At 45.7% G+C, this 23,533-nt stretch carries 24 protein-coding genes; 18 read left to right on the top strand and 6 right to left on the bottom strand.

Annotated elements, in window-relative coordinates:
* Positions 1-395 precede the first annotated feature (395 nt).
* The 4 genes from ACUVJL_RS12690 to ACUVJL_RS12675 all read left to right on the top strand — a co-directional run bounded on the left by ACUVJL_RS12690 (position 396) and on the right by ACUVJL_RS12675 (position 3,308).
* Positions 396-752: a hypothetical protein gene (locus tag ACUVJL_RS12690; protein WP_445246175.1), complete on the top strand. Its 357-nt coding sequence runs from the start codon at positions 396-398 to the stop codon at positions 750-752.
* Positions 749-1,177 (top strand): HNH endonuclease, encoded by a 429-nt coding sequence (locus tag ACUVJL_RS12685; RefSeq protein WP_445246174.1) that lies wholly within the window; start codon positions 749-751, stop codon positions 1,175-1,177. Before ACUVJL_RS12690 ends, ACUVJL_RS12685 begins: the two co-directional genes overlap by 4 nt.
* A 190-nt stretch (positions 1,178-1,367) precedes the next feature.
* On the top strand, positions 1,368-2,246 hold the full coding sequence (gene glyQ / locus ACUVJL_RS12680) for a glycine--tRNA ligase subunit alpha (protein WP_332952474.1): 879 nt from the start codon (positions 1,368-1,370) through the stop codon (positions 2,244-2,246).
* A 294-nt stretch (positions 2,247-2,540) separates the two neighbouring features.
* Complete coding sequence (locus tag ACUVJL_RS12675) at positions 2,541-3,308, top strand: ABC transporter ATP-binding protein (protein WP_445246173.1); 768 nt, start codon at positions 2,541-2,543, stop codon at positions 3,306-3,308.
* Between the two features lie 105 nt (positions 3,309-3,413).
* Here the strand turns inward: ACUVJL_RS12675 and ACUVJL_RS12670 are convergent, their stop codons facing one another.
* From ACUVJL_RS12670 to ACUVJL_RS12660, 3 genes are all read right to left on the bottom strand, one after another.
* On the bottom strand, positions 3,414-4,991 hold the full coding sequence (locus ACUVJL_RS12670) for an MDR family MFS transporter (protein WP_445246172.1): 1,578 nt from the start codon (positions 4,989-4,991) through the stop codon (positions 3,414-3,416).
* Between the two features lie 181 nt (positions 4,992-5,172).
* The gene (locus ACUVJL_RS12665; RefSeq protein ID WP_445246171.1) at positions 5,173-6,444 is read right to left on the bottom strand and encodes an MFS transporter; all 1,272 of its coding nucleotides are present in this window, start codon (positions 6,442-6,444) and stop codon (positions 5,173-5,175) included.
* Between the two features lie 288 nt (positions 6,445-6,732).
* The gene (locus ACUVJL_RS12660; RefSeq protein WP_445246170.1) at positions 6,733-7,245 is read right to left on the bottom strand and encodes a DUF2808 domain-containing protein; all 513 of its coding nucleotides are present in this window, start codon (positions 7,243-7,245) and stop codon (positions 6,733-6,735) included.
* Between the two features lie 426 nt (positions 7,246-7,671).
* On the opposite strand from ACUVJL_RS12660, the gene ACUVJL_RS12655 reads away from it, so the two are divergent.
* From ACUVJL_RS12655 to ACUVJL_RS12645, 3 genes are all read left to right on the top strand, one after another.
* Positions 7,672-8,823: a Re/Si-specific NAD(P)(+) transhydrogenase subunit alpha gene (locus tag ACUVJL_RS12655; protein ID WP_445246169.1), complete on the top strand. Its 1,152-nt coding sequence runs from the start codon at positions 7,672-7,674 to the stop codon at positions 8,821-8,823.
* A gap of 173 nt (positions 8,824-8,996) precedes the next feature.
* Entirely contained in the window at positions 8,997-9,290 is a 294-nt protein-coding gene (locus ACUVJL_RS12650; protein WP_333128328.1) for an NAD(P) transhydrogenase subunit alpha, read from the top strand.
* Entirely contained in the window at positions 9,287-10,696 is a 1,410-nt protein-coding gene (locus ACUVJL_RS12645) for an NAD(P)(+) transhydrogenase (Re/Si-specific) subunit beta (RefSeq protein ID WP_445246168.1), read from the top strand. The genes ACUVJL_RS12650 and ACUVJL_RS12645 overlap by 4 nt, the downstream gene beginning before the upstream one ends.
* A 108-nt stretch (positions 10,697-10,804) precedes the next feature.
* Here ACUVJL_RS12645 and ACUVJL_RS12640 read toward each other — a convergent pair whose 3' ends face one another.
* On the bottom strand, positions 10,805-11,167 hold the full coding sequence (locus ACUVJL_RS12640; protein ID WP_445246167.1) for a tetratricopeptide repeat protein: 363 nt from the start codon (positions 11,165-11,167) through the stop codon (positions 10,805-10,807).
* A 304-nt stretch (positions 11,168-11,471) separates the two neighbouring features.
* On the bottom strand, positions 11,472-11,879 hold the full coding sequence (locus ACUVJL_RS12635; protein WP_445246166.1) for a DUF433 domain-containing protein: 408 nt from the start codon (positions 11,877-11,879) through the stop codon (positions 11,472-11,474).
* 218 nt (positions 11,880-12,097) lie between these two features.
* Here ACUVJL_RS12635 and ACUVJL_RS12630 point away from each other — a divergent pair, with 218 nt between their 5' ends.
* The gene (locus ACUVJL_RS12630) at positions 12,098-12,793 is read left to right on the top strand and encodes a hypothetical protein (protein WP_445246165.1); all 696 of its coding nucleotides are present in this window, start codon (positions 12,098-12,100) and stop codon (positions 12,791-12,793) included.
* Positions 12,794-12,813: 20 nt separating this feature from the next.
* Here ACUVJL_RS12630 and ACUVJL_RS12625 read toward each other — a convergent pair whose 3' ends face one another.
* Positions 12,814-13,128 carry a hypothetical protein gene (locus ACUVJL_RS12625; protein ID WP_445246164.1) on the bottom strand — a complete coding sequence of 105 codons (315 nt, stop codon included), beginning with the start codon at positions 13,126-13,128 and terminating at the stop codon, positions 12,814-12,816.
* A gap of 672 nt (positions 13,129-13,800) precedes the next feature.
* On the opposite strand from ACUVJL_RS12625, the gene ACUVJL_RS12620 reads away from it, so the two are divergent.
* The 10 genes from ACUVJL_RS12620 to ACUVJL_RS12575 all read left to right on the top strand — a co-directional run bounded on the left by ACUVJL_RS12620 (position 13,801) and on the right by ACUVJL_RS12575 (position 23,295).
* Positions 13,801-14,127 (top strand): DUF433 domain-containing protein, encoded by a 327-nt coding sequence (locus ACUVJL_RS12620; RefSeq protein ID WP_445246163.1) that lies wholly within the window; start codon positions 13,801-13,803, stop codon positions 14,125-14,127.
* A gap of 56 nt (positions 14,128-14,183) precedes the next feature.
* On the top strand, positions 14,184-14,531 hold the full coding sequence (locus ACUVJL_RS12615) for a DUF433 domain-containing protein (RefSeq protein ID WP_333035259.1): 348 nt from the start codon (positions 14,184-14,186) through the stop codon (positions 14,529-14,531).
* Positions 14,532-14,534: 3 nt separating this feature from the next.
* Positions 14,535-14,876, top strand: a complete 342-nt coding sequence (locus ACUVJL_RS12610) for a DUF5615 family PIN-like protein (RefSeq protein ID WP_445246162.1) — start codon at positions 14,535-14,537, stop codon at positions 14,874-14,876.
* Positions 14,877-14,998: 122 nt separating this feature from the next.
* Positions 14,999-17,521 carry a protein-arginine deiminase family protein gene (locus tag ACUVJL_RS12605; protein WP_445246161.1) on the top strand — a complete coding sequence of 841 codons (2,523 nt, stop codon included), beginning with the start codon at positions 14,999-15,001 and terminating at the stop codon, positions 17,519-17,521.
* Positions 17,522-17,715: 194 nt separating this feature from the next.
* Complete coding sequence (locus tag ACUVJL_RS12600; protein WP_445246160.1) at positions 17,716-17,985, top strand: FitA-like ribbon-helix-helix domain-containing protein; 270 nt, start codon at positions 17,716-17,718, stop codon at positions 17,983-17,985.
* A 186-nt stretch (positions 17,986-18,171) separates the two neighbouring features.
* A complete protein-coding gene (locus ACUVJL_RS12595) occupies positions 18,172-18,501 on the top strand; it encodes a DUF433 domain-containing protein (protein ID WP_445246159.1) in 330 nt (109 codons plus the stop codon).
* 192 nt (positions 18,502-18,693) lie between these two features.
* Positions 18,694-19,611 carry a hypothetical protein gene (locus tag ACUVJL_RS12590; protein WP_445246158.1) on the top strand — a complete coding sequence of 306 codons (918 nt, stop codon included), beginning with the start codon at positions 18,694-18,696 and terminating at the stop codon, positions 19,609-19,611.
* 83 nt (positions 19,612-19,694) lie between these two features.
* Complete coding sequence (gene pruA, locus ACUVJL_RS12585) at positions 19,695-22,670, top strand: L-glutamate gamma-semialdehyde dehydrogenase (protein WP_445246157.1); 2,976 nt, start codon at positions 19,695-19,697, stop codon at positions 22,668-22,670.
* 210 nt (positions 22,671-22,880) lie between these two features.
* Complete coding sequence (locus tag ACUVJL_RS12580) at positions 22,881-23,015, top strand: hypothetical protein (protein ID WP_445246156.1); 135 nt, start codon at positions 22,881-22,883, stop codon at positions 23,013-23,015.
* 97 nt (positions 23,016-23,112) lie between these two features.
* The gene (locus tag ACUVJL_RS12575; RefSeq protein WP_445246155.1) at positions 23,113-23,295 is read left to right on the top strand and encodes a hypothetical protein; all 183 of its coding nucleotides are present in this window, start codon (positions 23,113-23,115) and stop codon (positions 23,293-23,295) included.
* Positions 23,296-23,533 lie beyond the last annotated feature (238 nt).

The following is a 23,533-nucleotide window of genomic DNA, read 5'->3' as shown; positions in this document are numbered from 1 at the left end:
TTGTTTTTGTTGGGAAGTTACAGCTTTACTAAAACCTCTTGCCATTGATAGCACCCATAAACTACAACAAACTACATTGAAATTTAGTCGGATTTAACTGTAGCATATTTTGGGTTCCAGTTAAGATGCGTTTACCCTGGTTGCAGAAAGATGAGGTGAGTGAAACAGACAAGGACGAACGACCAACCCGGTGCTTGCGTTCGCGCAACCGATCCTATGGAGAGGGAGACATCAGAAGGCGATCGCTTCCTCATACTCCAGTTAAGTCCACCAAGCAGTAACAGTTAAATTAGTCTCATGATTTGTGGATGCGATCGCTACTCAAACTATCGAGCGATCGCTCCAGAACCCTTTTGTTACAATCAAAGCAATTCCCATCTTCACATTACCAAAGTATGCAAATTATTCTAGAAGTCCCCGAGATCCTCGGCGAAAAACTGCACGCATTGGGCGATCGCCTCCCAGAAGCCCTCGATCGCGCACTCCAAGAACTCACCCCCCTAGAAACCATCCCCTACCAAGACGAACTCCAAATCGTCGCACTGCTTGCCAGTCAACCCAGCCCAGAAGTCATCCTCGCTATCCGCCCCACGCCTGCATTGCAAACCCGCATGAGTGAATTGCTCGATCGCCATAAATCCAGCACTCTCTCGCGATCGGAAGAAGTCGAACTCGATCGATACTTGCTCCTAGAACATTGGGTGCGCTTAGCCAAAGCTCATGCTTACAAACACTTACAGACAGCAGCATGAGTTATGTACCAGCCACTTTGCGTCGGTTAGTGACTCAACGCGCCGGAGAGCAATGCGAGTATTGCCGATTTCCCCAAACGGCTGCACTTTTCGCCTTTGAAATGGAACACATTATTGCCGAAAAACATGATGGCATCACCGTCGTCGAAAACCTAGCGTTATCGTGTCCTTGCTGCAACCGTTTCAAAGGAACTGACCTCGGTTCGATCGATCCTGAAACACAACAGCTAACCCCCTTTTTTAATCCCCGTCTCCAGAAATGGTCAGACCACTTTCGGTTAGATAGAGGAACCATTGTCCCACTGACTCCGCAAGGGCGCGTAACCGCTAAAATTCTACAATTTAACCTCCCAGAACGCATCCTCGAACGCGAGCAACTCATCACGAGCGGACAATATCCACCGCCCTATCCACAAACAACATGATGGCTCTTTTCCCTAGCAGTAGGGACCGATCAATCTAGAAAACATTGCTATTATCGATCGCAATAACTCGATCGATACAATATACCTGAAAAAAGAACTTAAATATCCAGCGATAAATGGTTTATTTCAATAAACCGTGCCTTGAGTATGCTTAAATAAGCTTAGACACTCGCTAAGCATATTGAAACCAGTGAATTTTCAATCAGTCATTGCAACTTTGAATCAATTCTGGAGCGATCGAGGATGCCTGATCGCCCAATCCTACGACACAGAAAAAGGTGCAGGAACCATGAATCCCCACACCTTTCTCAGAGCAATTGGGCCCGAACCTTGGTCAGTCGCCTACATCGAACCCTGTCGCCGCCCCACCGACGGACGCTACGGCGAAAATCCCAACCGCTTCCAACATTACTATCAATATCAAGTTTTAATTAAACCCTCTCCTCCCAACATCCAAGACATCTATTTAGACTCCCTCAGAGCATTAGGAATTAGCCCAGAAGACCACGACATTCGCTTCGTAGAAGATAACTGGGAATCGCCCACCCTCGGAGCTTGGGGCGTCGGCTGGGAAGTCTGGCTCGATGGCATGGAAATCACCCAATTTACCTACTTTCAACAGTGCGGTAGCATTGACTGTCGCCCCGTCTCCATTGAAATTACCTACGGACTAGAACGCCTCGCAATGTATCTCCAAGAAGTCGATGCGATGACGAAAATTCAGTGGAAAGATGGCATCACTTACGGCGACGTTCACCTGCAAGGAGAAATAGAACAGTGTACTTATAACTTTGAAGCTTCTAATCCAGAATTGCTGTTTACTCTATTTGGATTGTACGAGCAAGAAGCGGAACAATTGACAAAAAAAGGATTGGTTTTGCCTAGTCTTGATTATGTGTTAAAATGTTCTCACACTTTCAATTTACTCGATGCTAGAGGTGTGATTTCGGTAACGGAAAGAACTCGCTATATTACCAAAATTCGCAATTTGGCGCGGCGAGTTGCTCAGCTTTATTTGGAACAGCGCGAAAAGCTGGGTTTCCCTTTAGAAAAAGCTGTAAAAGTTTGAGTTGGAGTTGGATTGTGGGGCGGGCATCTTGCCTGCCTTAATAACGGGCAAGATGCCCGTTCCACAAAGAGTGAGTTGGATTGGGGAGTGGGCATCTTGCCTGCCTTAATAACGGGCAAGATGCCCGTTCCACAAAGAGTGAGTTGGATTGGGGAGTGGGCATCTTGCCTGCTTTAATAACGGGCAAGATGCCCGTTCCACAAAGAGTGAGTTGGATTGGGGAGTGGGCATCTTGCCTGTCTCAAGAACGGGCAAGATGCCCGTTCCACAAAAGCCATATTTTTAATTAATTAAATGCCTAATTATTCGGAAAATAATACTGAAACAAATCCTCAACTGCGAATTGACGGTGTAAGCTTGAAAACACCGATCGCCTCAAGTTATTTGTTGGAAAATATATCGTTTCAGGTACATAAGGGCGATCGCGTGGCAATTGTTGGCCCTTCAGGTGCCGGCAAAACAACGCTGTTGCGGTTGCTAAATCGGCTTAGCAGTCCCACCAGCGGCTCGATTTATCTGGAAAATACAGAATATCGCCAAATACCTGCGATCGAACTCCGCAAACAAATCACCCTCATCCTCCAAGAATCCAAGCTTTTGGGAATGTCGGTGCGAGAAGCATTGGCTTATCCTTTGAAGCTGCGGGGCGTGACTGCATCAAACATTGCTGAGAGAATTAGCGGGGCGATCGAACAACTGCATATACCCCAAGAATGGCTCGATCGCAGCGAATTCCAGCTTTCCACAGGCCAAAAACAGCTCGTGGCGATCGCCCGCGGCATCATCCTACAACCAAAAATCTTGCTTTTAGACGAGCCAACATCCGCCCTAGACGCAGGAAAAGCCGCCCACCTTTTGCAAGTATTGACACAGCTAACAAACGGCCAAACCACAATTGTAATGGTCAACCACCAATTAGAATTAGCCGAGCAATTTAGCACGCGAATTCTGCATTTACAGCGCGGAAAGCTCATCGAAGACTCGCCCTCCCATCAAATAAATTGGGCGCAACTGCGGCAAAATTTAATCCAAGCAGAAGCAGAAGCTCAACAAGAATGGTGAACAAACTAAAAAACATTTAGTTGGCATTTTGAAAACACTTAAAATTATTGTGGGGTGGACATCCTGCCCGCCCCAAAGATGCAGCGCAATCCGCGCCCTACAGAATCAATGAGCTCCCCCAGCACCCGCACCCGCTTTCACCTTTTTAAAACCCAAAATAGCAATCCCACTTAACAGCAAAGCAATTCCCACAAAATAAAAACAATCATTAAAAGCCATTACATAAGCTTCACGGCGGACAATATTATCAATTACCTTAATTGCCTGGTCTTTCGCCACGCTTAAATCTGCACCACGACTCACAAAATACTGAGTCATTTGATTAATTCGCTCCTGCGTTGCCGGATTGTACAAAGAAACAGATTCCCCCAATCGATTCGAGTGAAATTGCTCGCGCTGCGTCACCAAAGTTGCTAGGGCCGCAATCCCCATCGAACCTCCCATATTTCGCATCATATTAAACAAACCAGAAGCCGAACCAGCCTCGTGTTTCTCCATACCAGCAGTGGCAATAGTTGACAGCGGCACCATAATTAAAGGCTGTCCCAATGCCCGGACTAATTGCGACCAACGCAACTGATCGATACCCGTCTCGTGAGTCATACTGGCATTCATAAAACAACTCACCGCAAACAAACTCACACCTATGCCAATCATCAGCCGCATATCGATTCGCTGCATCAACTTCGGCACCATCGGCACGATGAATAACTGCGGCACCCCAGCCCACATAATCACCTCGCCAATTTGCATGGCATTGTACTGCTGAATCTGACCTAAATACAGCGGCAAAATGTACACCGAACCGTACAATCCCACCCCCAAGGAAATATTCACAATACTAGCTAAACCGAAATTGCGGCGAGTCAGCAAGCGCAAGTTAATAAACGGTCGTTTGCGAGTTAGTTCAATCCAGAAAAAAGCGCTGAGAAATATTGCAGCAATTATGCTTAAACGCACAATAAAATCAGAACTAAACCAGTCCTTGCGGCTTCCTTCTTCTAAGACGACTTGCAGGGAACCCAAGCCGATCGCCATCGAGATAATTCCCCACCAGTCGCCCTCTTTTAGCAGTTCTAGTTTCAGCGGTGCGGGGGCGACGGCGTACCACACAGCAGCTAGCAGCAGCAGCCCTGGAATTAAATTGAGATAAAAGACATATTGCCAGCCGTAATTCTCAGTCAGCCACCCTCCCAATGTCGGCCCGATGGATGGTGCAAAAGTAGCTGTCAGTGCAAACATCGCCATGCCGATTGGCTGCTTTTTGGGCGGCAAATTGGTCAGCAAAAATGTAAAGGCCATCGGAATTAAAATGCCGCCTGACAACCCCTGCAAAGCCCGAAATACAATCATTGAATTCAAATTCCACGCCCAAGCGCAGCACATGGAAAAGAAGACAAAGAAAGCGGCATTTACCAAGATGTAGCGACGGACTGAAAACACCTGCGACAGCCAACCAGTCAGCGGAATTACGACAATTTCTGCGACTAGATAGGCGGTGGAAATCCAAGAACCTTCTTCTAAGGTTGCGCCTAAAGCTGCTTGAATATCTTTGAGAGATGCGTTGGTGATTTGGATGTCCAAAACTGCCATGAAAGCGCCGAGTATTGTTCCCATGACGCCGATCCAGGTTTTTAAGGGAACGCGATCGCTCTGCTGTGGTATTGCACTTGTATTTGCCATTGGTTTAACCTCTGGTTGCGTAATTAATTTGGATGTTTTAACCGCAGAGGGCGCAGAGGGCGCAGAGAAAGAGAAGAGAAGAGAGAAGTTTACAAGTTGTTGAGGATTGCTGGAGATACAGTCAGATATTGGCTTTGGGAATGTTGTTTAATGTTTGCTTTTGTGCTTTTACGCTAAATCGCTACTGCGGAATTAAACCCATTTTTTGATAAAGTGGTCGGACTAAGTTTTTTAAAGCTGGCAACTGTTTGGTAAAAACTATGGAGGCTAAAACACAAATTATACCTCCAATGATGACTGTATTGGGAGCGCCGATATAATTTGCCAATCCGCCGGCAACTAAATTCCCAAACGGTGTCACTCCAAAAAATGCCATCGTGTATAGGCTCATCACTCTTCCGCGTTTGTCGTCTTCAACGATTGTTTGCAAAAATGTGTTGCCGCCTGCAAATTGCAAAATGAAACCAAACCCAACGAACAACATCATGATTAATGACAGCCACAAGACGTGGGACAAACCAAAACCTATCAGTCCAAATCCCATAATTGCGGGTGAAATCGCAATCCATTTGCCCAGGCCAACTATACTTGTGCGCGAAATCAAATAAATCGCGCCCGTAAAGGCTCCGACTCCCGAAGCAGCCATCAAAAAGCCGAGGGTTTGTGGGCCGCCGTGGAGGATTTTGGTGGCAAAAATTGGGACTAATACTGTGTGGGACATTCCTGCGAAGTTGACTAATGCTAATAGCAGTAAAATTGCTCGAATCGGGGGAAACCCGAAGGCATAAACGAATCCTTCTTTTAATCTTTGTAAGGGTTTGGTATTAGTTGCTGCAATTTGACGGGGTTTGATCTGCATCGCTAATAAGCCTGCAATTACAGCGATGTAGCTGAGTCCGTCAATGAGAAAGCAATAACTTGACCCGACTGTAGCTATCAGCAAACCTGCAATTGCTGGGCCGATTAGTCGGGCTCCGTTGAACATGGAAGCGTTGAGGGCGATCGCATTTGCTAAATCTTCTTTCTTTTCTACAAGTTCCGGCACAAAAGCTTGCCGTGCCGGCGCGTCAAAGGCATTAATTGCCCCTTGAAAGAAACTCAGTACCAGGATATGCCAAATGTTAATGACTCCTGTTAGCGCTAAAACTGCTAGCGCTAAGGATTGAACCATTGCTAATATTTGAGTGGCAATTATGACTCGGTGGCGGTTCCAGCGATCGATTAAAACTCCTGCAAAAGGCAGTAAAATTAATGTGGGGATTTGACTTGTAAATCCCACCACGCCCAGCATCCAAGGTGAATCGCTCAAATTGTAGACAAGCCAAACAGTAGCGACTTGCGTCATCCAACTGCCAATCAGTGAGATGCCTTGTCCTGCAAAAAACAGGCGATAATTTCTCGATCGCAGCGCTGGAGGAAGTTGTATTGTTTTGATTTTTGCTAGTAGATTCATGCGAGAGTACGGCTAGAGCAATCCTATTTGATTGGTAAACATTTTGTAGGGGTAGCGCCCCTAAGCCTACCCCTAATTAGCGAAGGGCAACCATCGGGGGACTGCCCCTAGACTTATTTTACGAATCCTTGACAATTGCGATATGAGCCGGAGGTTCTATTTTACAACTCCCGAAAACCAGGATTTGAGTAGAGTTAAATTCTTGCCCGTAGCAAAACGATCGCCACAGTTAAATTTTTCTGTTGCGATCGCTTGACTAACGAGAAATTCCTTCCTCGAACTCTTTCCTCAATTAATGCTCAACAGCCAAGTACCCAGATAACGCAGCAAGGGAACGTCCCCAGGAGTGCGGATGCGGACGTTGAAATGGTACATTCCGCCCGGAGATGGGTTTCTGACGTTGGAGAGTACAACCTCAACATTGTTGCCTGCAGGAATTGGTTCTGTGGGATAAATTTCTATGAAACGATTTTCTTTGTCCCAGATTACTTCTTGCAATTCAATTGTTTTGTCTTTGACGCGCACTTTAATGTCTTTTTGGTCGAATTCGCCTTTGTAGTAGTCTGGATAGGATATGTTCAGTTGGGCGATCGCCAAACTTACTTTTTTGGAAGGAATTCGCAGCCGATATCTATCGCCGCTCATCCCCGCTTTGCCGTAATCTAAGCGATAGTTTAATTGGTTGCCACGCTCCGGCCCGCCGAAAATTGTGAATCCAGGCATTCCTTGGGCTAAACTGATGGCGGGTAAGCCACTCAGCAAGCAACCTGTAACCGCTAGTGCTGAAAATAATCGTCGCATAACAACTCCTCTAAATAAAAAAATTACGATGGAACCTTGAATATCCACCGCTGGCAATTGACGATGAATGCCTCTAATATAGCTACTGTTTCAGCAATTTGATGAGCGTCTTGAGTTCATTATTTTTGATATGATGTCACCAACTGACATGAAAGCTACACTATTAGTCAGCAGACGATTATATCATGGGACGGAACAAATTTAATAATTTAGCGAATTTCAATCCATAAGACAAGTTAAAGATACGGCGGTCATTGGGGCGATCGGCTTTAGTATCAACGAAAGAAGTTGAAGGCCGCGGTGGCTCAAATGTACAGCAAGGCATCTGGCGGTTAAAAATCGCACTTCAAGAAACCTGCGGAGGCGGGTTTTGTCTATGTAGGAGCGGTTTTAGCCGCCCTGGGAAGGCTTAAATAAGGAGAGTTCATGAAATTAGCGATCGCCAAAGAAGTCGAAGCAGGGGAACGCCGGGTGGCTTTAGTGCCCGACGCTGTAGCCCGATTAGTCAAACAGGGCGTCGAAGTTTGGGTTGAGGCCGGTGCCGGCGCAAAATCCTTTTTCTCGGATCTTGCTTACGAAGAAGCGGGAGCTCAGGTTGTCGCCGATACCGCTAGGCTGTGGGGCGAAGCCGATGTCGTCGTGAAAATCGGCGCCCTGCAAGAATCAGAAGTTCATCAACTCCCCGAAGGAGGCGTTTTCATCGGATTTTTGAATCCTTTGGGAAATCCGGCTTTGGTACAGCGTTTGGCCGATCGCCAAGTAACGGCATTCAGCATGGAAATGATCCCGCGCACCAGCCGCGCTCAAAGCATGGATGCACTGTCATCTCAGGGCAACGTTGCCGGTTACAAAGCGGTACTGATCGCAGCAGCCGCTTTGCCGAAATATTTTCCGATGCTGACAACGGCGGCGGGTACGATTCGCCCTGCGAAAATATTGGTAATGGGTGTGGGCGTTGCCGGCTTGCAGGCGATCGCCACGGCGCGCCGTTTGGGTGCGGTAGTCGAAGCCTTCGACATCCGCCCGGAAACAAAAGAACAAGTGCAAAGTTTGGGCGCTAAATTCCTTGATGTCGAACTCAAGGAAGAAACCGTCGCCGCCGGAGGTTATGCTAAAGAGCTATCAGAAGCGGCCAAAGAATACACCCGCCAAGTGCTCACCCAACACGTCAGCGCTTCCGATGCAGTGATTACAACCGCTCAAGTTCCCGGCAGAAAAGCACCTATTTTAGTTACTAGAGAAATGGTTTCTCAAATGAAGCCCGGATCGGTAATTGTTGACCTCGCGGCCGAACAAGGCGGCAATTGCGAATGCACGGAAGCGGGGAAAGATGTTGAATGGAACGGCGTTAATGTCATCGGCCCGATTAATGTGCCCTCCTCGATGCCTGTCCACGCTAGCGAAACTTACTCGAAGAATATCTCCTCTTTACTTCAGTTGATGGTGAAAGATAAGGAGCTAAATTTGAATTTTGAAGACGATATCATTGCTGGTGCTTGCGTTGCCCGCGACGGTGAGATTAGCAACGAGCGAGTTCGCGATGCTCTAGCAGCTCAGGCTGAAGCCGTCAATAATTAGGAGTCATTATAGCGAACCTAAATCATACTGTCTCTCGTTACAATGCTCTGCATTGTAATGTACTCCAGGAGGCTCTGCCTCCAGTCTATACCGGAGGCAGAGCCTCCCATGAATGCGTTCCCAGCCAGGAGGCTGGGAACGAGTCAATGACAAATTACCAATTACCAATTGTTATGGCAGAAGGATTGATTCCAGGTTTAGTGGTGTTTACTCTAGCGTCGTTTGTGGGATTTGAAGTAATCAATAAAGTCCCGCCGACGCTGCACACACCTTTGATGTCGGGATCGAATGCGATTTCGGGAATTGCGGTTTTAGGTGCAATTCTGATTTCTGGCCAAGGCAATGTGACTGTTACTTCGATTTTGGGGACGATCGCGATCGCCCTGGCCACAATTAACGTAGTCGGCGGTTTCTTAGTAACCGATCGAATGCTGCAAATGTTCAAGAAAAAAGAGGTTAAAGCGTGAGCGATTTTCTGCCCAGTGGCATTCAACTAGGTTATTTAGTTGCCGCATCTTTGTTTATTATCGGTTTGAAACAGTTGGGTTCCCCTGCAACCGCCCGTCAAGGGAATGTGTTAGCTGCGATCGGGATGTTAATTGCGATCGTCGGTACCTTGCTGGAAAAGCAAGTAGTCAGCTACGAATTGATTGCTGTGGGAATTATCGTCGGTTCCATTTTGGGAACGATTATGGCGAATACCGTGGCGATGACGGATATGCCGCAGATGGTGGGTTTGCTTAACGGTTTTGGGGGCGCGGCTTCTGCACTCGTTGCTGTGGGCGAATTCTGGCGCTATCTCAGCATTCCGGAATCGCCAACTCCAGACGCGACAATCACTATCCTTTTGGGTGTGTTGATTGGCGGAATTACCTTCACTGGTAGCCTTGTGGCCTTTGCCAAACTGCAAGAATTGCTGCCGGGTGCGCCTATGACGTTTCCGCTGCAACAGCCGTTTAATGCCATGCTGGCGATCGCACTTTTAGCCGGCAGCGGTTATATGCTATTTAACCCGGAGAATGTGCCGGTATTCCTGGCTTTGGTGGCGATTTCCAATATTCTGGGAATCATGTTTGTGCTCCCGATTGGCGGTGGCGATATGCCCGTGGTGGTGTCGCTGCTTAACTCTTATTCGGGGATTGCGGCGAGTGTGGCTGGGTTCATTTTGATGAACAATATGCTGATTATCGCTGGTGCATTGGTGGGCGCGTCGGGGATTATTTTGACGCAAATCATGTGCAAGGCGATGAATCGATCCTTGGGTAGTGTGCTGTTTAGCGCCTTTGGTAGCGGTGGCGGTAGTGCTGCGGGTGCTGCTGGGGCTGCTGGTGCTACTGACAAAACTGTTCGCAGCATCAATCTCGAAGAAAGTGCGATGATGTTGGGTTATGCGCGATCGGTTGTAATTATTCCCGGTTACGGAATGGCTGTAGCGCAAGCACAGCACGCCGTGCGCGAGTTAGCCGACGGTTTGGAAAAAATGGGTGTTGACGTGAAATACGCGATTCACCCGGTGGCTGGGCGGATGCCGGGGCACATGAATGTACTCTTAGCGGAAGCAAATGTTCCTTATCCGCAGTTGTACGATATGGATGACATCAATCCGCAGTTTGAAGAAACGGATGTGGCGTTGGTGATTGGTGCGAATGATGTGGTGAATCCGGCGGCGCGTCACGATACGGCGAGCCCGATTTATGGGATGCCGATTTTGGAGGTTGATAAGGCTAAGCATACGATCGTGATTAAGCGCGGGATGAGTGCTGGTTTTTCGGGTGTAGACAACGAGTTGTTTTACAAGGATAAGACGATGATGTTGTTTGGTAGCGCTAAGGATGTGGTTGCCAAATTGGTTTCTGAGGTGAAGCAGTTGTAGAAATTTTTAACCGCAGATAGAGGCGGATTAACGCGGATTAACGCTGATAATTGAGCCCGGTTTTTTGGAGAAGCCGGGTTTTTGTTTTGGGTTTGTTTTGGTGTTGTTTTATGCAATGCTAGCTTGGTTTAAATATCCACTGGAAATAGGTGTATGTGAAAATCCTTGTTCTCTGGCTTTTTGAAACCATTTTTCTGCTTGAGTGCGATCGGCTGCTACACCATCAGCACCGCAAAGATAAATTCCTGCTAAGTTGTTTGAGGCAACACCATAGCCCTGCTCAGCGGATTTGATGTACCATTTAATTGCTTCTAATATCATCATTTCTCGACCTAATCCTAAATGGTACATACTGGCAATGATGCACTGGGATTCGGCATTTCCTTGTTCTGCTAGTGGTTTTAACAAGGTAAAGGCTTGGGTATAATCTTCGTTATTAAAAGCGGCTAGACCTTTTTCTAAGTCTGACATTTTGATTCTCCGTTTTTTATGTGAACTTTTACGGCCCAGGAAAGTTTTCGTCAAAAGATTGAGGACAGGGGCGATCTTTGGGCCAAGGGAATGTTGCTAAAGCTGCGTAACCCTTGCATTTATAAGCACAAATTTTAAAGTTACTCGTAGGATCGGGAGACAAGAATTCTCCACTATATTCGCATCTTTTGCGTGGCGGCTCGCTGGTAGATTCACTGCTATCACTGTTATCGGGTTGCATGGTAACAAAAGGCGATTTATTACAAGTTTTAGTTGATATTATAATAGCATTAAATAAAGATAACTAATAAACTCGATCCAGTTGTTCCGATTTATTTTTTTGTTCCCTAAGCTGACGCATTTTTAAGACAAAAGGTGATGGATTGCGATCGTACTCAGCTTCAGCTTTGAGGCAATATTCCAACCAGTCTCCTACATATTTACCTACAGTTTTTTGATTTTCTAGATAGTACAAAATCGTAGCATAAACTTGAGCCATAGTCACTGTCGGAAAATTTTGAGCTATGGCTTCTGGAGTTTGGCCGCGGTGGATGTATTCGTAGAGAATGTGTTCGATACCTACGCGGGTTCCTTTGATGCGGATATCTTCTGGTGTTAAGAATTCAAAGTAATCTTCTAATTGCATGATTAGGGATATATATCCGTCGCCTTCTCGTTCAATAATTGCTGTAAACTGTTGTGTTGACTTCATAATTTGAAGTGGCGGACTGCCAAGCTCAAACAATTCTAATTTTACTTGAGATTATATCACATCTTTCGCTGTTCGGTCGAGACGGGCGATCGGTGCTAGTCAAATATACCTACGATCGGAGATTTTTTAAATATAATGAAATCCTAAAGAATTAATAGAACTGCAAAAATTGTACTAACCTTAGAGCTAACGTCAATTAAATTAAAAAATTTTCAACTATGTCAGATAAACCTTTTAATATCGGCCAACTAAATGGCCTAGATTATGACGAAGCAGAACCACTCCTGGAAGATTATCAGGAAACGCTAATCGAGCTATTTGTCAATTCTACCGAAGGAGAAGAATACTGTAAAACTTATCCAGACGTTGGATTTTGGATCTCGCAGTTCATTTATTACGGTTTCGGCTATGAAGGTTTTACGCTGCCTCGCATGAAAGTGGAAGATGTGGCAACTGTAGTCGAAGAGTTGTTTCCCAGGAAAGTGAGTTTGCTTTCGCCGGAAGAAGGTGAAAATGCTATCCCGGAATTATTGGCGTTCTGGCAATTTTTGAAGCGAGAATTTAAACTGCGAAATGCCACTTCAATTATCAAATACCTGCGGGATATCGAGCCGGAATTTAAGGAGATTATGGAAGATTCCTCTAAATTTGGATTTGCCAAATCCTTTGTAACGCTCGGTCATCAAGCAGGGTTTGATATGAGTACGGGGGAAGGTCTAACACAATTTCAGGAGATATATAATGCTAGCATTGCTCCGATAATTGCAGCTAAAAACTCCGATACATCGGGATTTTCCAGCAAACCGATAAGTGGTAGTGCTGTCAATGGATCTAAAGCAAGTAAAGAAAAACAAAAAAAAGCAAAAAATACGGCGACTGAATCGAGAAAACGCAACCGCACTAAGAAAAAATGAGGTTTAGCCAGTATCTATCCTCACTTCACTCTTCTTCTGATTCTTCTCAGCATCTTGTTAGCTTCTTCCCTCCCGCGAAACTTCCAAACTAATAAATAACACATCAAACAAAACCCGAAAACTCCTAACACGATCGCACTTTCTTCCGGTGAGTTGGTAGTTCTATCGAACTTCCCACTCTTTGGACTTGCTTGGATGTTGTTAGTTCGATCGACCGTTCGATCGCCCGCTTGCAAGTTAACATTGTGTTGTTCAATCGCATTACTATTTTTAAATTTTCGATCTATTTCTTGAAAGGACTTCGCCTGTTCGCAGCTTGTTAAGGATAATCCCATAAGGATAAAAATTAGGAAATATAGCGATTCTCAGATAAATGAGGTATACAGAAACCCTGTATTGTCAAGCTTTCCAGGTCAAAATTCGTACCTCACCTTTTTGAGAAAGGCTATAACAGGGCGATTTCACGATTTTTACTTCCATTTATGGAGAAAGCGACTAAATGAATATAAGACTGACTCGTGGGAAGGCAGAAACCGGGTTTTTTGCGAAAATACTTCGTATACAGCCACAAATTCCGTGAAAAACCCGGTTTCTTTGGTCTGAGTGCGCGGTCAGAAACCGGGTTTTTTGCGAAATACTTCGTACACAGCGACCGATTCTCTAAAAAACGCGGTTTCTTTGGTCTGAGTGCGTAATTCCTGCGAATAATTTCTACAATAGCGGTGTATGATTTTCTCGATCGCACATTAATACGATCGTACCATTTTTTTCAAGTCGCAGCTACGGGTAAGGAATCAGTATTGCCGAGATGTGCTAACAAAACGGGCGATCGCGCTGATTCAAGCGCTATAATCTAGCTAATAGATTGCATTCAAATTCTGTTGGTTAATTGCAGATATTTGTCAGGATACGGCACTGCCGTATCCCTACCCGAATTGTTTGTAGGGACAGGGCAATGCGGTGTACTCTAACCTGGATGTTATTCAATCTCAATTAGATAGCAAACAATGACAATGAAAGAATTAGAAAAAAAACTACTGACCTTAACTCCTGATGAAAAAATTCAGGTAATACAGCTATTAGTTCAAAGTTTAAGCAATACTTGGCAAGGAATCGAAAAAACTCCGGGCGTGTGCGGTGGCGATGCTAGAATTGCCAAGACTCGCATACCTATTTGGTCGCTGGTAAATTATCGCATTCTGGGTGCAAGTGATGTGCGGATTTTGCAAGAATTTCCTCATTTGAGTGCAGCAGATTTGGCGAATGCTTGGGCTTATGCTGAGGCACACCCAGAAGAAATTGAAGCAGCGATAGCTCGAAATGAGGAACCCTAAAACATGGCGGAAATTTGCTATAATCTAACTAATATCAAATCCGAGCGATCGCACTTATGACTATACAAGAATTAGAAACTCAAGTCTTAACCTTAAATGCGGTTGATAAAGCTAAACTAATCAGCATCCTAACTCAAACTTTAACCAACGGTTCTCTAGGCATTAAAAAAACTCCTGGTGTGTGCGGAGGCGATGCTTGTATCGGCAATACTCGCATACCAGTTTGGTCACTGGTGTGCGATCGACGTTTAGGTGCTTCCGATGGTATCATCCTAGAATCATTTCCGGATCTAACCGCCGCTGACTTGGTAAATGCGTGGGCTTATGCTGATGCTTACCCAGAGGAAATTGAACAGGCAATTAGAGAAAACGATGAAGTTATGGAAGAAAGCGAGGTTTATTAAAAGTTGGCACGTTTTTACACAGATGAAAACTTCCCGCTAGCAGTGGTAGAATTACTGCGGGCTTTGGGTCACGATGTATTAACAGCGAGGGAAGCAGGGAATGCAAATCTTCAAATTCCTGACGAAGATGTGTTAGCTTTTGCTGCGACCAATTCCCGAACAGTTTTAACGCGAAATCGCCGTCATTTCATGCGATTACACATTCAAAACTCTGACCATAGTGGTATTGTTGTTTGCACGGAAGACCCAAATTTTGAAAGGCTGGCGACGCGAATTAATGAGGCTATTTCTGCGATCGATACTTTGAACGGTAAATTGATTCGAGTTAACCGTCCTTCAACATAAAAAAAAGCCGTAGCTTGCGGGGCGGGACGCCATCGCCCTTCCCGACCCAACAACCTTACAATTAAATCCCCCATTGCTCCCAAGATTAGGTAAAATCATTTGGGTGTCTGAGGATAAACTATATGCGCTGGGTTCGATATATTGCGATCGCCATTATCAATGGTTTCGGTGTCGTCATCGGTATTATTTGGGTTGCAGTCCCCGCAACAGTGGCTCAACCTTCCCTAAACTACCAACTCGCAATCTCTGGGCGACAGCCAGACAGCGAAACTCCCCAATCGCTCCCGGAACTCTACAAATTGCGCGATCGCCTCAAAGTACAATTAGATAACCTTGCGAAAACTCCCGACAGCGCCCCGTTTCCTGCAGAACTTTGGAAATCAGCAATCCACCGCCAGCAATCCCAAACTCTGACGCAGCAACTCCAAAATGTTCAAATTCAGATTCAAAGAGAAGAAATCGCCAAAAATAATTGGGACGAAGCTGCTAAATTAGCCGCCCAAGCAGTCGAAATTGGACGCACTTCTAATCCTTCTTCTGCTACTTGGGAACAGTCGCAACGCCTGTGGCAAATTGCTATCAATACCCTGCGACTCATTCCTCACGGTTCTTTTTTGGCTGAAGGGGCGATCGACAAAACCATCGAATACCAAGGAAACCTCACTGTCGCTACCTATGAACTGCAAGTAGCACGTTCTGTTGAAAAAATTAGAGCCGAGGAAGAAGAGATAAGAGAGCGAGCCCGAAAAGAGCAAGAGAAAAAAGAATTAGCTCGTCGAGAAATAGAGAGAAAAGAGCAAGAGAAAAAAGAACTCGCTAGAAAAGAACTTGAAAGGCAAGAATTCCAAAGACAAGAATTAGCCAGAAAAGAACTAGAAAGACAAGAATTAGCCAGGAAAGAACAAGAAAAACAAGAACAAGAAAGGCAAGAGTTAGCCAGGAAAGAACAAGAAAGGCAAGAATTAGCCAGAAAAGAACTAGAAAGACAAGAGTTAGAGAGAAATCAGCAAGCAACTCCTCAACCAACTCCTGAATCAACTGCAACACCAACTCCCGCCCCAGTTACGCCTGCCGCGTCCCCCTCGAACTTTTTCTTTGCGGGAGATACCAACAGAGATGGTCAAATTAACGAGCAAGACGAAGCGGGAAAAGAACAATGGTCTTTGTCCAAGGGCGCGCTAATTTTATTTAACGATCGCAATAACGATCGCAGCAAGATACCGACTTGGCAACAAACCAAAGTTATAGCTCCCCGCCGTGCAGCAATGCTTTCTCAAGTTAACTTAACACTGTCTGAAAACTTCAAAACCTCTCAATTATTTATCACTGCTGATAGCATTGCCAGCCCTCACATTAGTGTTTTCCAGAAGACGGGTGACGGCTGGCAACCTGTAGATATATCCGGTGCTCAACCTCTAGTTTTCAGCACCAATATTGTTTTAGGCGTCGAAGCCAAACAATTTGCCGATCGCAACTGGAACGGCACTGTTAATCTCAAAGCAACTGCCCAAAACAACGGTCAACAAATCGCCTCCACAACAATCCAAATGGGCGTTAGTCCTTGGATGATAGCGCCAAATACAGCACCAGTAACCGAAGTTCATGTCAGCGACCGAGGCTCGGCAAACAGCGAATTTATCTCCCAACTAAAACAAGCAGTAGAACCAACGGGCGCTCAAGTAAAAATTATCCAGGGCGATCGCACTTGGATGCAAGATACCCAGAAAAACGGCTACGTTCAACTCCCAGAAAACTCCGAAATACGCCAATTTAATGTAGCCATAAAAAGCAATAGCGAGCCAGACAAAAACCAGCCTGCTAAATCACCTCAAGACCGGAATTTGAAAGTATTTAAAATTGGCACTCGTCGCTCTGAAGACCCTGTAAGTCAGTGGTCTGACGGATACGGCAATTTGCAGGTGACGCCGCCGATTCCCGGACACCCAATGGGTCGAGTGTATTACGGGAATTCGGGAAATGCTAGTTTTAATCCAGAGGTACTTGATTTTATTCAAGCTCAGAGAATTCAAGGACCACCAGTGGATATTGATACTTCTTGGCTTTTGACTCGCCAAGTCGATGAAATTATCAATTTTATTCCCACTCAAACCCCCGGAAAATATGTAATGGCGATCGCCAGTCCAGAAGCCGGAGTTAAGCTGTTGGAAGAATTGAAGGGAAGAGGTTACGGCGATGTTACGATTAATCGCGGTTTGAGCACTCAAACAACAGTCAGCGCCGCCTTGAAAAATCGCGCTTTAATTCAACACAATCTTAATTTACAAAATCAGAAACTCAACCAGATTGTAGAGAAGTTGAAAAGAGAGTTTTTACTCGGAGACGACCAAATTATTCAAGTTCCGGTGATGTTTGGCTACAGCGGTTATGCTTGGTGGCCTAATATGGTCAATTCGGTGCCAGTTAACGGCAAGTTGTTAGTTTCAAATCCGCGCGGGCCAATGATTGACGGTGTAGATTACACTCAAGAAAGATTGCGCCAACTGCTGCTTCCTGCTGGCGTCAGCCTGAGTTTTCTGGATGACAGGTATTATCAAGAATTGAAAGGAAACGTGCAGTCGGCGACGAATACTGTGAGGAAGCCAGAAGAGCGGACTTTTTGGCAGTCTTTGCCTAATAATTACTAATTGGGAATCGGGAATGGAGAATCGGGAATCGGGAATCGTGAATTAGGAATTTGTAGGGGCGGGTTCACCAACAATACTCGCCTGTAACGAACAATCTCGTAAACCCGCCCCCACCCAACAGTAAATCTCAATATACCTCCTAAACCCGCCTCCCTATGCTAATATTTAGCCAAACTATGCTAGGAATTTAACAGATGGCTACCCTGCAAATAGAAAATATACCAGAGGAATTGTACGCGAGACTGCAAGAGTTAGCCGCAGCTCAAAACCGCTCGATTAGCGCGTTTGCAATCGCCATTTTAGAAGCCGAGTTGTCAACAGAGACAAAACCCCTCTCAGGAAAACGTAAAAAGTCTGTAAGAGAAATATTGGCAGAAATCAGCCGTCGTCGCGAGTCTCGTCCGGCGAATCTGGGGATGATACTAGATAGTACGGCTTTAATTAGAGAGGATCGCGACAAATAATATCTTGCACCATTTTTATGAACAGGCAAGATGCCTGTTCCACAAAAGTACCATTTTTATGAACAGGCAAGATGCCTGTTCCACAAAAGTACCATTTTCTTGTCTGGTGGTTTATTTTTACCAGTAAAAAGATCGATCACTATAATATGGATACGACATTACTAGCAGTCAAACCCCTGATTAACTATGACACTAAAAGAATTAGAACCGCAACTGCTTTCCCTGACTCCGCCGCCCGAGAAAGCTCAAGCAATACAGATATTAGCTCAAAGTTTAGCCAACACCTGGCAGGGAATTGAAAAAACTCCCGGTGTAGTCGGCGGTAATGCCAGGATTGCAGGGACTAGAATTTCTGTTTGGGGATTGGTAGAGTCTCGTCGATTAGGTGCAACTGATGCTCAACTTTTAGAAGATTATCCGCATCTTAGTGCTAGCGACTTTAAAAATGCCTGGGCTTATGCTGAAGCATTTCCTGACGAGATTGAAGCAGTAATTAAGTTGAACGATATAGACTAATATCATGACAGGTTTGTATGCAGATTAACAATCTTCCTTCTAACTTTTGCCTAACGCTCGATAATTAATCCGTGTATCCTTGTCAAAATCCGTGTCGTGCCTTCTTCCTTATGCTAGATAATTTCAGTGCAGGCGATCGCACCAGTAACGTAAAATGTCTAAAAGCGGTCTTTGTAAAATAAATTTAGCCCCATGAGCGACGAACAGGAAAAGAAACAAATTTTGACTCAGCAACCGGAAACAATTTCCCCTAGCAGCGATGAGATCGATCGCAGTGCTATTGCCAGTGCCGATTCAACTTCCGCACCGACAGAAACTCCCGCAGAAATTGCCGCCCCCGAAAATATTTCAGCGCCAATCGACGAAGCCGAAACAATTCCAATGGCCGCCGATAGCGCGCCGGAAACAACTCAACTTGCAAGTGATCCGCCTCCAACAATTCAAACTGCGAACCCCGAACCAAAACCAGCCCGAGCTTGGCAAATCTTGGCAGTTTTTCTCAGCGGAATCTTAGTCGGTTCCGTCCTTAGTCTCGGCAGTTTGCTAGCGTGGAGAATGTATCAGGAAAGAGCCAACCTTCAAATCAAACTACCCGCTGACGTACCCCTCCCCGAAAGCCCTCCAACCGTCGCAGCAGCGCCCGCCAACCGCCGGCCCGGACTTCCCCCAGCACCTGGAACTCGACTCCCCGCCACAATCCCTCCGTCGCCGGGTTCCACTCAAATACCCTCTGTGTCTGGTGTTCCGCAACTTGCTTCTCCCTCGCCGTCGTCTTCTCCTTCTCCAACTTCAACTCCCGCTGCGGTGGAAACCCCTGTAACCGAGCGAGTTAACTTTGAAGCCGGTGCTACCGGAACTACTCTGAGCAATAGTTTGCGAGCCAACATATCCAAGCGCTACTTACTGGAGTGCAATAGCGGCCAAAGCATGACAGTAAAGGTTCAAGAAGGTCAAGTTAGGGCAGCAATTATTGCTCCTAACGGTGAAAATGTAGGTACTGCTGATAGCACAGGTCAGTGGCAAGGTCAACTAGCCAGTAGCGGCGATTATACTATTGAAATTTCAGGCGATCGCCAAGCAAACTACCAAGTTAAAATTGAAGTCAAATAGCAAGTATAATTGTATCAGGGGGTAGTTACAAAATACATAAGCCCCCCTGTTGCTAATTACAAATTACCAATTACTTATTACCAATGATCGCACAAGTATCTGAAAACATCTACGAAGCAAAAACCCAGGAAATTGCCAAAGAAATCCTGCGGCTAACTCAAGAGAAAAAGCGCTCTTTTTTCGGGCAACTCCAAGACCAAATGCGCTGGGACGACAAACTGATGGATTGGGCGATGGCTAGCCCCGGACTGCGGGTGCAGTTGTTTCGATTTATTGACTGTTTGCCGGCGCTGCGCAGCAGGCCGGAAATTGCCCGCCACTTGCAAGAATACCTGACCGCCCAAGAGGTAGAATTGCCCGAAGCATTGAAAAAATTGCTCAACTTTGCTAGCCCTGATTCGGTTCCGGGTCAATTGGCGGCGACGACGGTTGCGCCGGCTGTGGAAACATTGGCGCACAAGTATATTTCTGGGGAAAATATCAAGCAGGTAATTAAAACCTTAGAGCGACTTCGCAAAGATAAAATGGGTTTTACAGTTGACCTTTTGGGGGAAGCTGTCATCACTGAAACTGAGGCGCAAATTTATCTTAACCGCTATTTGGAATTGATGGCTGAACTCGCCAATGCAGCGAAGAATTGGCCGCAGGTAGATGCAATTGACTCTTCAGACGGCGAAACTCTGCCGCGAGTGCAAGTATCGGTAAAGTTAACCGCTTTTTATTCTCAGTTTGACCCTTTGGATGCTAAAGGTAGCGAGGAGAAAGTAAGCGAGAGAATTCGCCTGTTACTGCGCCGCGCGAAGGAGTTGGGATCTGCTGTTCATTTCGATATGGAACAGTATGCTTACAAAAGTTTAACTCTGACCATTCTCAAAGACTTATTGTTAGAGGAAGAGTTTCGCAGTCGCACGGATATCGGAATTACATTGCAAGCATATTTGCGCGACAGTGCCCAAGATTTAAAAAACCTGATTTCCTGGGCAAAAAAACGCGGAAATCCGGTAACAGTGCGGCTGGTAAAAGGCGCTTACTGGGATCAGGAAACTATCAAAGCGATGCAGAAAGATTGGCCACAGCCGGTCTACAATGACAAAGTTGCTACCGATGCCAATTTCGAGCAGATGACGCAGTTGCTGTTAGAAAATCACGAATATTTGTATGCAGCTATTGGCAGTCATAATGTGCGATCGCAAGCGAGGGCGATCGCCATTGCCGAAACTCTCAATATACCGCGCCGCCGCTTTGAAATGCAAGTGCTGTATGGCATGGGCGACAAATTGGCTAAGCTTTTGGTCGATCGGGGTTATCGCGTCCGAGTCTACTGCCCCTACGGCGATTTGCTGCCGGGAATGGCTTATTTGATCCGCCGTTTGCTGGAAAATACCGCCAACAGTTCTTTCATCCGGCAAAGTTCCGAAGAAATGCCGATCGAACAATTATTAGCCGCACCAGTTGCTAGTGGCAATGACCAGCTAGTTTACAGCAAAGTATTTCCCAACGTTGCCGATACCGACTACGCCAATACCAAATTGCGGCAACAAGCAGAAACAGCCATCAAATCAGTGCGCGCCAACTTAGGCAAAACCTATTTACCGCTAATCAATGGCGAATACCAAAATACTCAAGCAACAGTTAACTCACTCAACCCTTCCAATCCCACAGAAGTAGTCGGCACCCTCGGATTGCTTTCCGAAGAACAGGCCAAACAAGCCCTTGAAGCAGCAAAAGAAGCCTCCACCAGTTGGCGAAAAACCCCCGTCCGACAGCGCGCCGGCGTCCTCCGCAAAGCCGCCGAATTGATGGAACAGCGGCGGCACGAACTATCAGCTTGGATGGTGTTTGAAGTCGGCAAACCAGTCAGAGAATGCGATGCCGAAGTTTCCGAAGCTATTGATTTTTGCCGCTACTACGCCGACGAAATGGAACGGTTGGAACAAGGTAAAAATTACGACGTAGCCGGAGAAACCAACCGCTACACCTATCAGCCCCGCGGCATTTCTTTAATCATTTCGCCTTGGAATTTCCCCCTCGCCATTCCCGTCGGCATGACAGTTGCCTCCCTAGTTGCTGGAAATTGTACTTTACTCAAACCTGCGGAAGTTTCCTCAGTAATTGCAGCAAAAATCACAGAAATTTTGCTAGAAGCCGGAATCCCCAAAGGCGTATTTCAATACGTGCCTTGCAAAGGTTCAACCGTCGGCGCTTACATGGTGAAACATCCTGACGTTCACATGATTACTTTCACCGGTTCTCAGGAAGTTGGCTGTCAAATTTATGCCGATGCTGCGATTTTGCAGCCGGGGCAAAAACACCTGAAACGAGTAATTGCTGAAATGGGCGGCAAGAATGCCATTATTGTCGATGAAAGTGCGGATTTAGACCAAGCAGTTGCAGGCGTAGTTTATTCGGCATTTGGATACAGTGGCCAAAAATGTTCCGCTTGTTCGCGAGTAATTGTGGTCGAATCGGTGTACGATAATTTTGTGGCAAGATTGGTAGAAGCGACGCGATCGCTCAATGTCGGCGCAGCAGAAAATCCCGGCACTCAAGTCGGCCCTGTGATCGATGCAAATGCCCAGTCGCGCATCCGCGAATACATCGAAACAGGCCGCGCCGAAGCTAAAATAGCTTTAGAAATGCCGGCACCGGAAACCGGTTATTTTGTCGGCCCAGTCATTGTTACGGAAGTATCGCCCACAGCAACTATCGCCCAAGAAGAAATTTTCGGCCCGGTTTTGTCGGTGATTCGGGCAAAGAATTTCAGCGAAGCGATTGCTATTGCTAACGGCACGAATTTTGCTTTAACCGGCGGATTGTATTCTCGCACGCCTTCGCATATCGATCGAGCCGCATCCGATTTTGAAGTCGGAAACCTGTACATCAATCGCGGAATCACCGGCGCTGTGGTATCGCGCCAACCTTTCGGAGGATTCAAACTTTCGGGAGTTGGTTCTAAAGCTGGCGGCCCGGATTATTTGCTGCAATTCCTCGAACCCCGAACCATAACCGAAAATATTCAGCGGCAAGGTTTTGCGCCGATTGAAGGAGTAGATGATTAATCTCAAATTCGTTTGATTAAGATTTGATACCCGACTTCTTAAAGAAGTCGGGTATATGCTATCATGCTTCAAAGAAGTCGGGCAGCTGTTATTCTTTTGTTTTAAGTTAATTTACTTAAAAGAGAATCTACAAAAAATGGTAAGCGACTAAATTCTCACAATCCTTCACTTGGCAAATGGGTGAGATTTTAAATCATAGTTATATTAGTCATGGGTATTTTTTTGGGTTTCGCCCTCGAAAATAAAGTTTACTTGATAGACGAAGGTTACACTTCTCAGCGGATTTCCGGTTATACAGAATCTGAATTTATTCAAGAGTTGGGTGACGGTCATATTTTATATTAACATCCCGATCGCCCGCACAGTCAACTCAGCTTCTAAGCCATTAATCATAACAGAGTTTCCAGAGTCTAGTGTAGATACGATAGGCAATTTACTCGGTATGAGTCACCAAATCGATGCCCAAGCTAAATTATTACTAAGGTCACCTAAAAATGTTGAAATACCTGGAAAATTTACTGATATATTTTTGTACAGTCTTTCTCAAGAATTAAAGACACAAATTGCCAAAAGGAATCAATATAAAATACCAACAATCTATGCTATGCTAAAAATTACGAAATGATTCTAGGAAAAAGAGTCAAAAAATGATGTTTTATATGGCAACCGCAGGGGAGTTTGTTTAAAATGGAATTACCGAAAAATGGCGAGCGACTAAATTCTCACAACCCTTCACTTGACAAGTGGCTACGATTTTTAATTATAGTTGTATTAGTCCTCGGCATATTCTTTCGCTTCGCCAACCTAGGAAAGAAAGTTTACTGGATAGATGAAAGTTACACCTCCCTGCGGATATCTGGATA

Origin of the sequence: Microcoleus sp. OTE_8_concoct_300 (assembly GCF_031383065.1) — a bacterium.
In the GTDB taxonomy this organism is placed as follows: domain Bacteria; phylum Cyanobacteriota; class Cyanobacteriia; order Cyanobacteriales; family Microcoleaceae; genus Microcoleus.
This window is presented reverse-complemented; position numbering and strand designations above follow the sequence as displayed.

What these genes read in the sequence shown, in the direction of transcription:
- ACUVJL_RS12595 (WP_445246159.1), top strand. Translation starts at nt 18,172, where the DNA reads ATGACACTAAAAGAATTAGAACCGCAACTGCTTTCCCTGACTCCGCCG.
- ACUVJL_RS12620 (WP_445246163.1), top strand. Translation starts at nt 13,801, where the DNA reads ATGACAATGAAAGAATTAGAAAAAAAACTACTGACCTTAACTCCTGAT.
- ACUVJL_RS12670 (WP_445246172.1), bottom strand. Translation starts at nt 4,991, where the DNA reads ATGGCAAATACAAGTGCAATACCACAGCAGAGCGATCGCGTTCCCTTA.
- ACUVJL_RS12675 (WP_445246173.1), top strand. Translation starts at nt 2,541, where the DNA reads ATGCCTAATTATTCGGAAAATAATACTGAAACAAATCCTCAACTGCGA.
- ACUVJL_RS12590 (WP_445246158.1), top strand. Translation starts at nt 18,694, where the DNA reads ATGAGCGACGAACAGGAAAAGAAACAAATTTTGACTCAGCAACCGGAA.
- ACUVJL_RS12605 (WP_445246161.1), top strand. Translation starts at nt 14,999, where the DNA reads ATGCGCTGGGTTCGATATATTGCGATCGCCATTATCAATGGTTTCGGT.
- ACUVJL_RS12600 (WP_445246160.1), top strand. Translation starts at nt 17,716, where the DNA reads ATGGCTACCCTGCAAATAGAAAATATACCAGAGGAATTGTACGCGAGA.
- ACUVJL_RS12660 (WP_445246170.1), bottom strand. Translation starts at nt 7,245, where the DNA reads ATGCGACGATTATTTTCAGCACTAGCGGTTACAGGTTGCTTGCTGAGT.
- ACUVJL_RS12615 (WP_333035259.1), top strand. Translation starts at nt 14,184, where the DNA reads ATGACTATACAAGAATTAGAAACTCAAGTCTTAACCTTAAATGCGGTT.
- ACUVJL_RS12630 (WP_445246165.1), top strand. Translation starts at nt 12,098, where the DNA reads ATGTCAGATAAACCTTTTAATATCGGCCAACTAAATGGCCTAGATTAT.
- ACUVJL_RS12690 (WP_445246175.1), top strand. Translation starts at nt 396, where the DNA reads ATGCAAATTATTCTAGAAGTCCCCGAGATCCTCGGCGAAAAACTGCAC.
- ACUVJL_RS12685 (WP_445246174.1), top strand. Translation starts at nt 749, where the DNA reads ATGAGTTATGTACCAGCCACTTTGCGTCGGTTAGTGACTCAACGCGCC.
- ACUVJL_RS12650 (WP_333128328.1), top strand. Translation starts at nt 8,997, where the DNA reads ATGGCAGAAGGATTGATTCCAGGTTTAGTGGTGTTTACTCTAGCGTCG.
- ACUVJL_RS12575 (WP_445246155.1), top strand. Translation starts at nt 23,113, where the DNA reads ATGAGTCACCAAATCGATGCCCAAGCTAAATTATTACTAAGGTCACCT.
- ACUVJL_RS12655 (WP_445246169.1), top strand. Translation starts at nt 7,672, where the DNA reads ATGAAATTAGCGATCGCCAAAGAAGTCGAAGCAGGGGAACGCCGGGTG.
- ACUVJL_RS12640 (WP_445246167.1), bottom strand. Translation starts at nt 11,167, where the DNA reads ATGTCAGACTTAGAAAAAGGTCTAGCCGCTTTTAATAACGAAGATTAT.
- ACUVJL_RS12580 (WP_445246156.1), top strand. Translation starts at nt 22,881, where the DNA reads ATGGGTATTTTTTTGGGTTTCGCCCTCGAAAATAAAGTTTACTTGATA.
- pruA (WP_445246157.1), top strand. Translation starts at nt 19,695, where the DNA reads ATGATCGCACAAGTATCTGAAAACATCTACGAAGCAAAAACCCAGGAA.
- ACUVJL_RS12665 (WP_445246171.1), bottom strand. Translation starts at nt 6,444, where the DNA reads ATGAATCTACTAGCAAAAATCAAAACAATACAACTTCCTCCAGCGCTG.
- ACUVJL_RS12635 (WP_445246166.1), bottom strand. Translation starts at nt 11,879, where the DNA reads ATGAAGTCAACACAACAGTTTACAGCAATTATTGAACGAGAAGGCGAC.
- ACUVJL_RS12625 (WP_445246164.1), bottom strand. Translation starts at nt 13,128, where the DNA reads ATGGGATTATCCTTAACAAGCTGCGAACAGGCGAAGTCCTTTCAAGAA.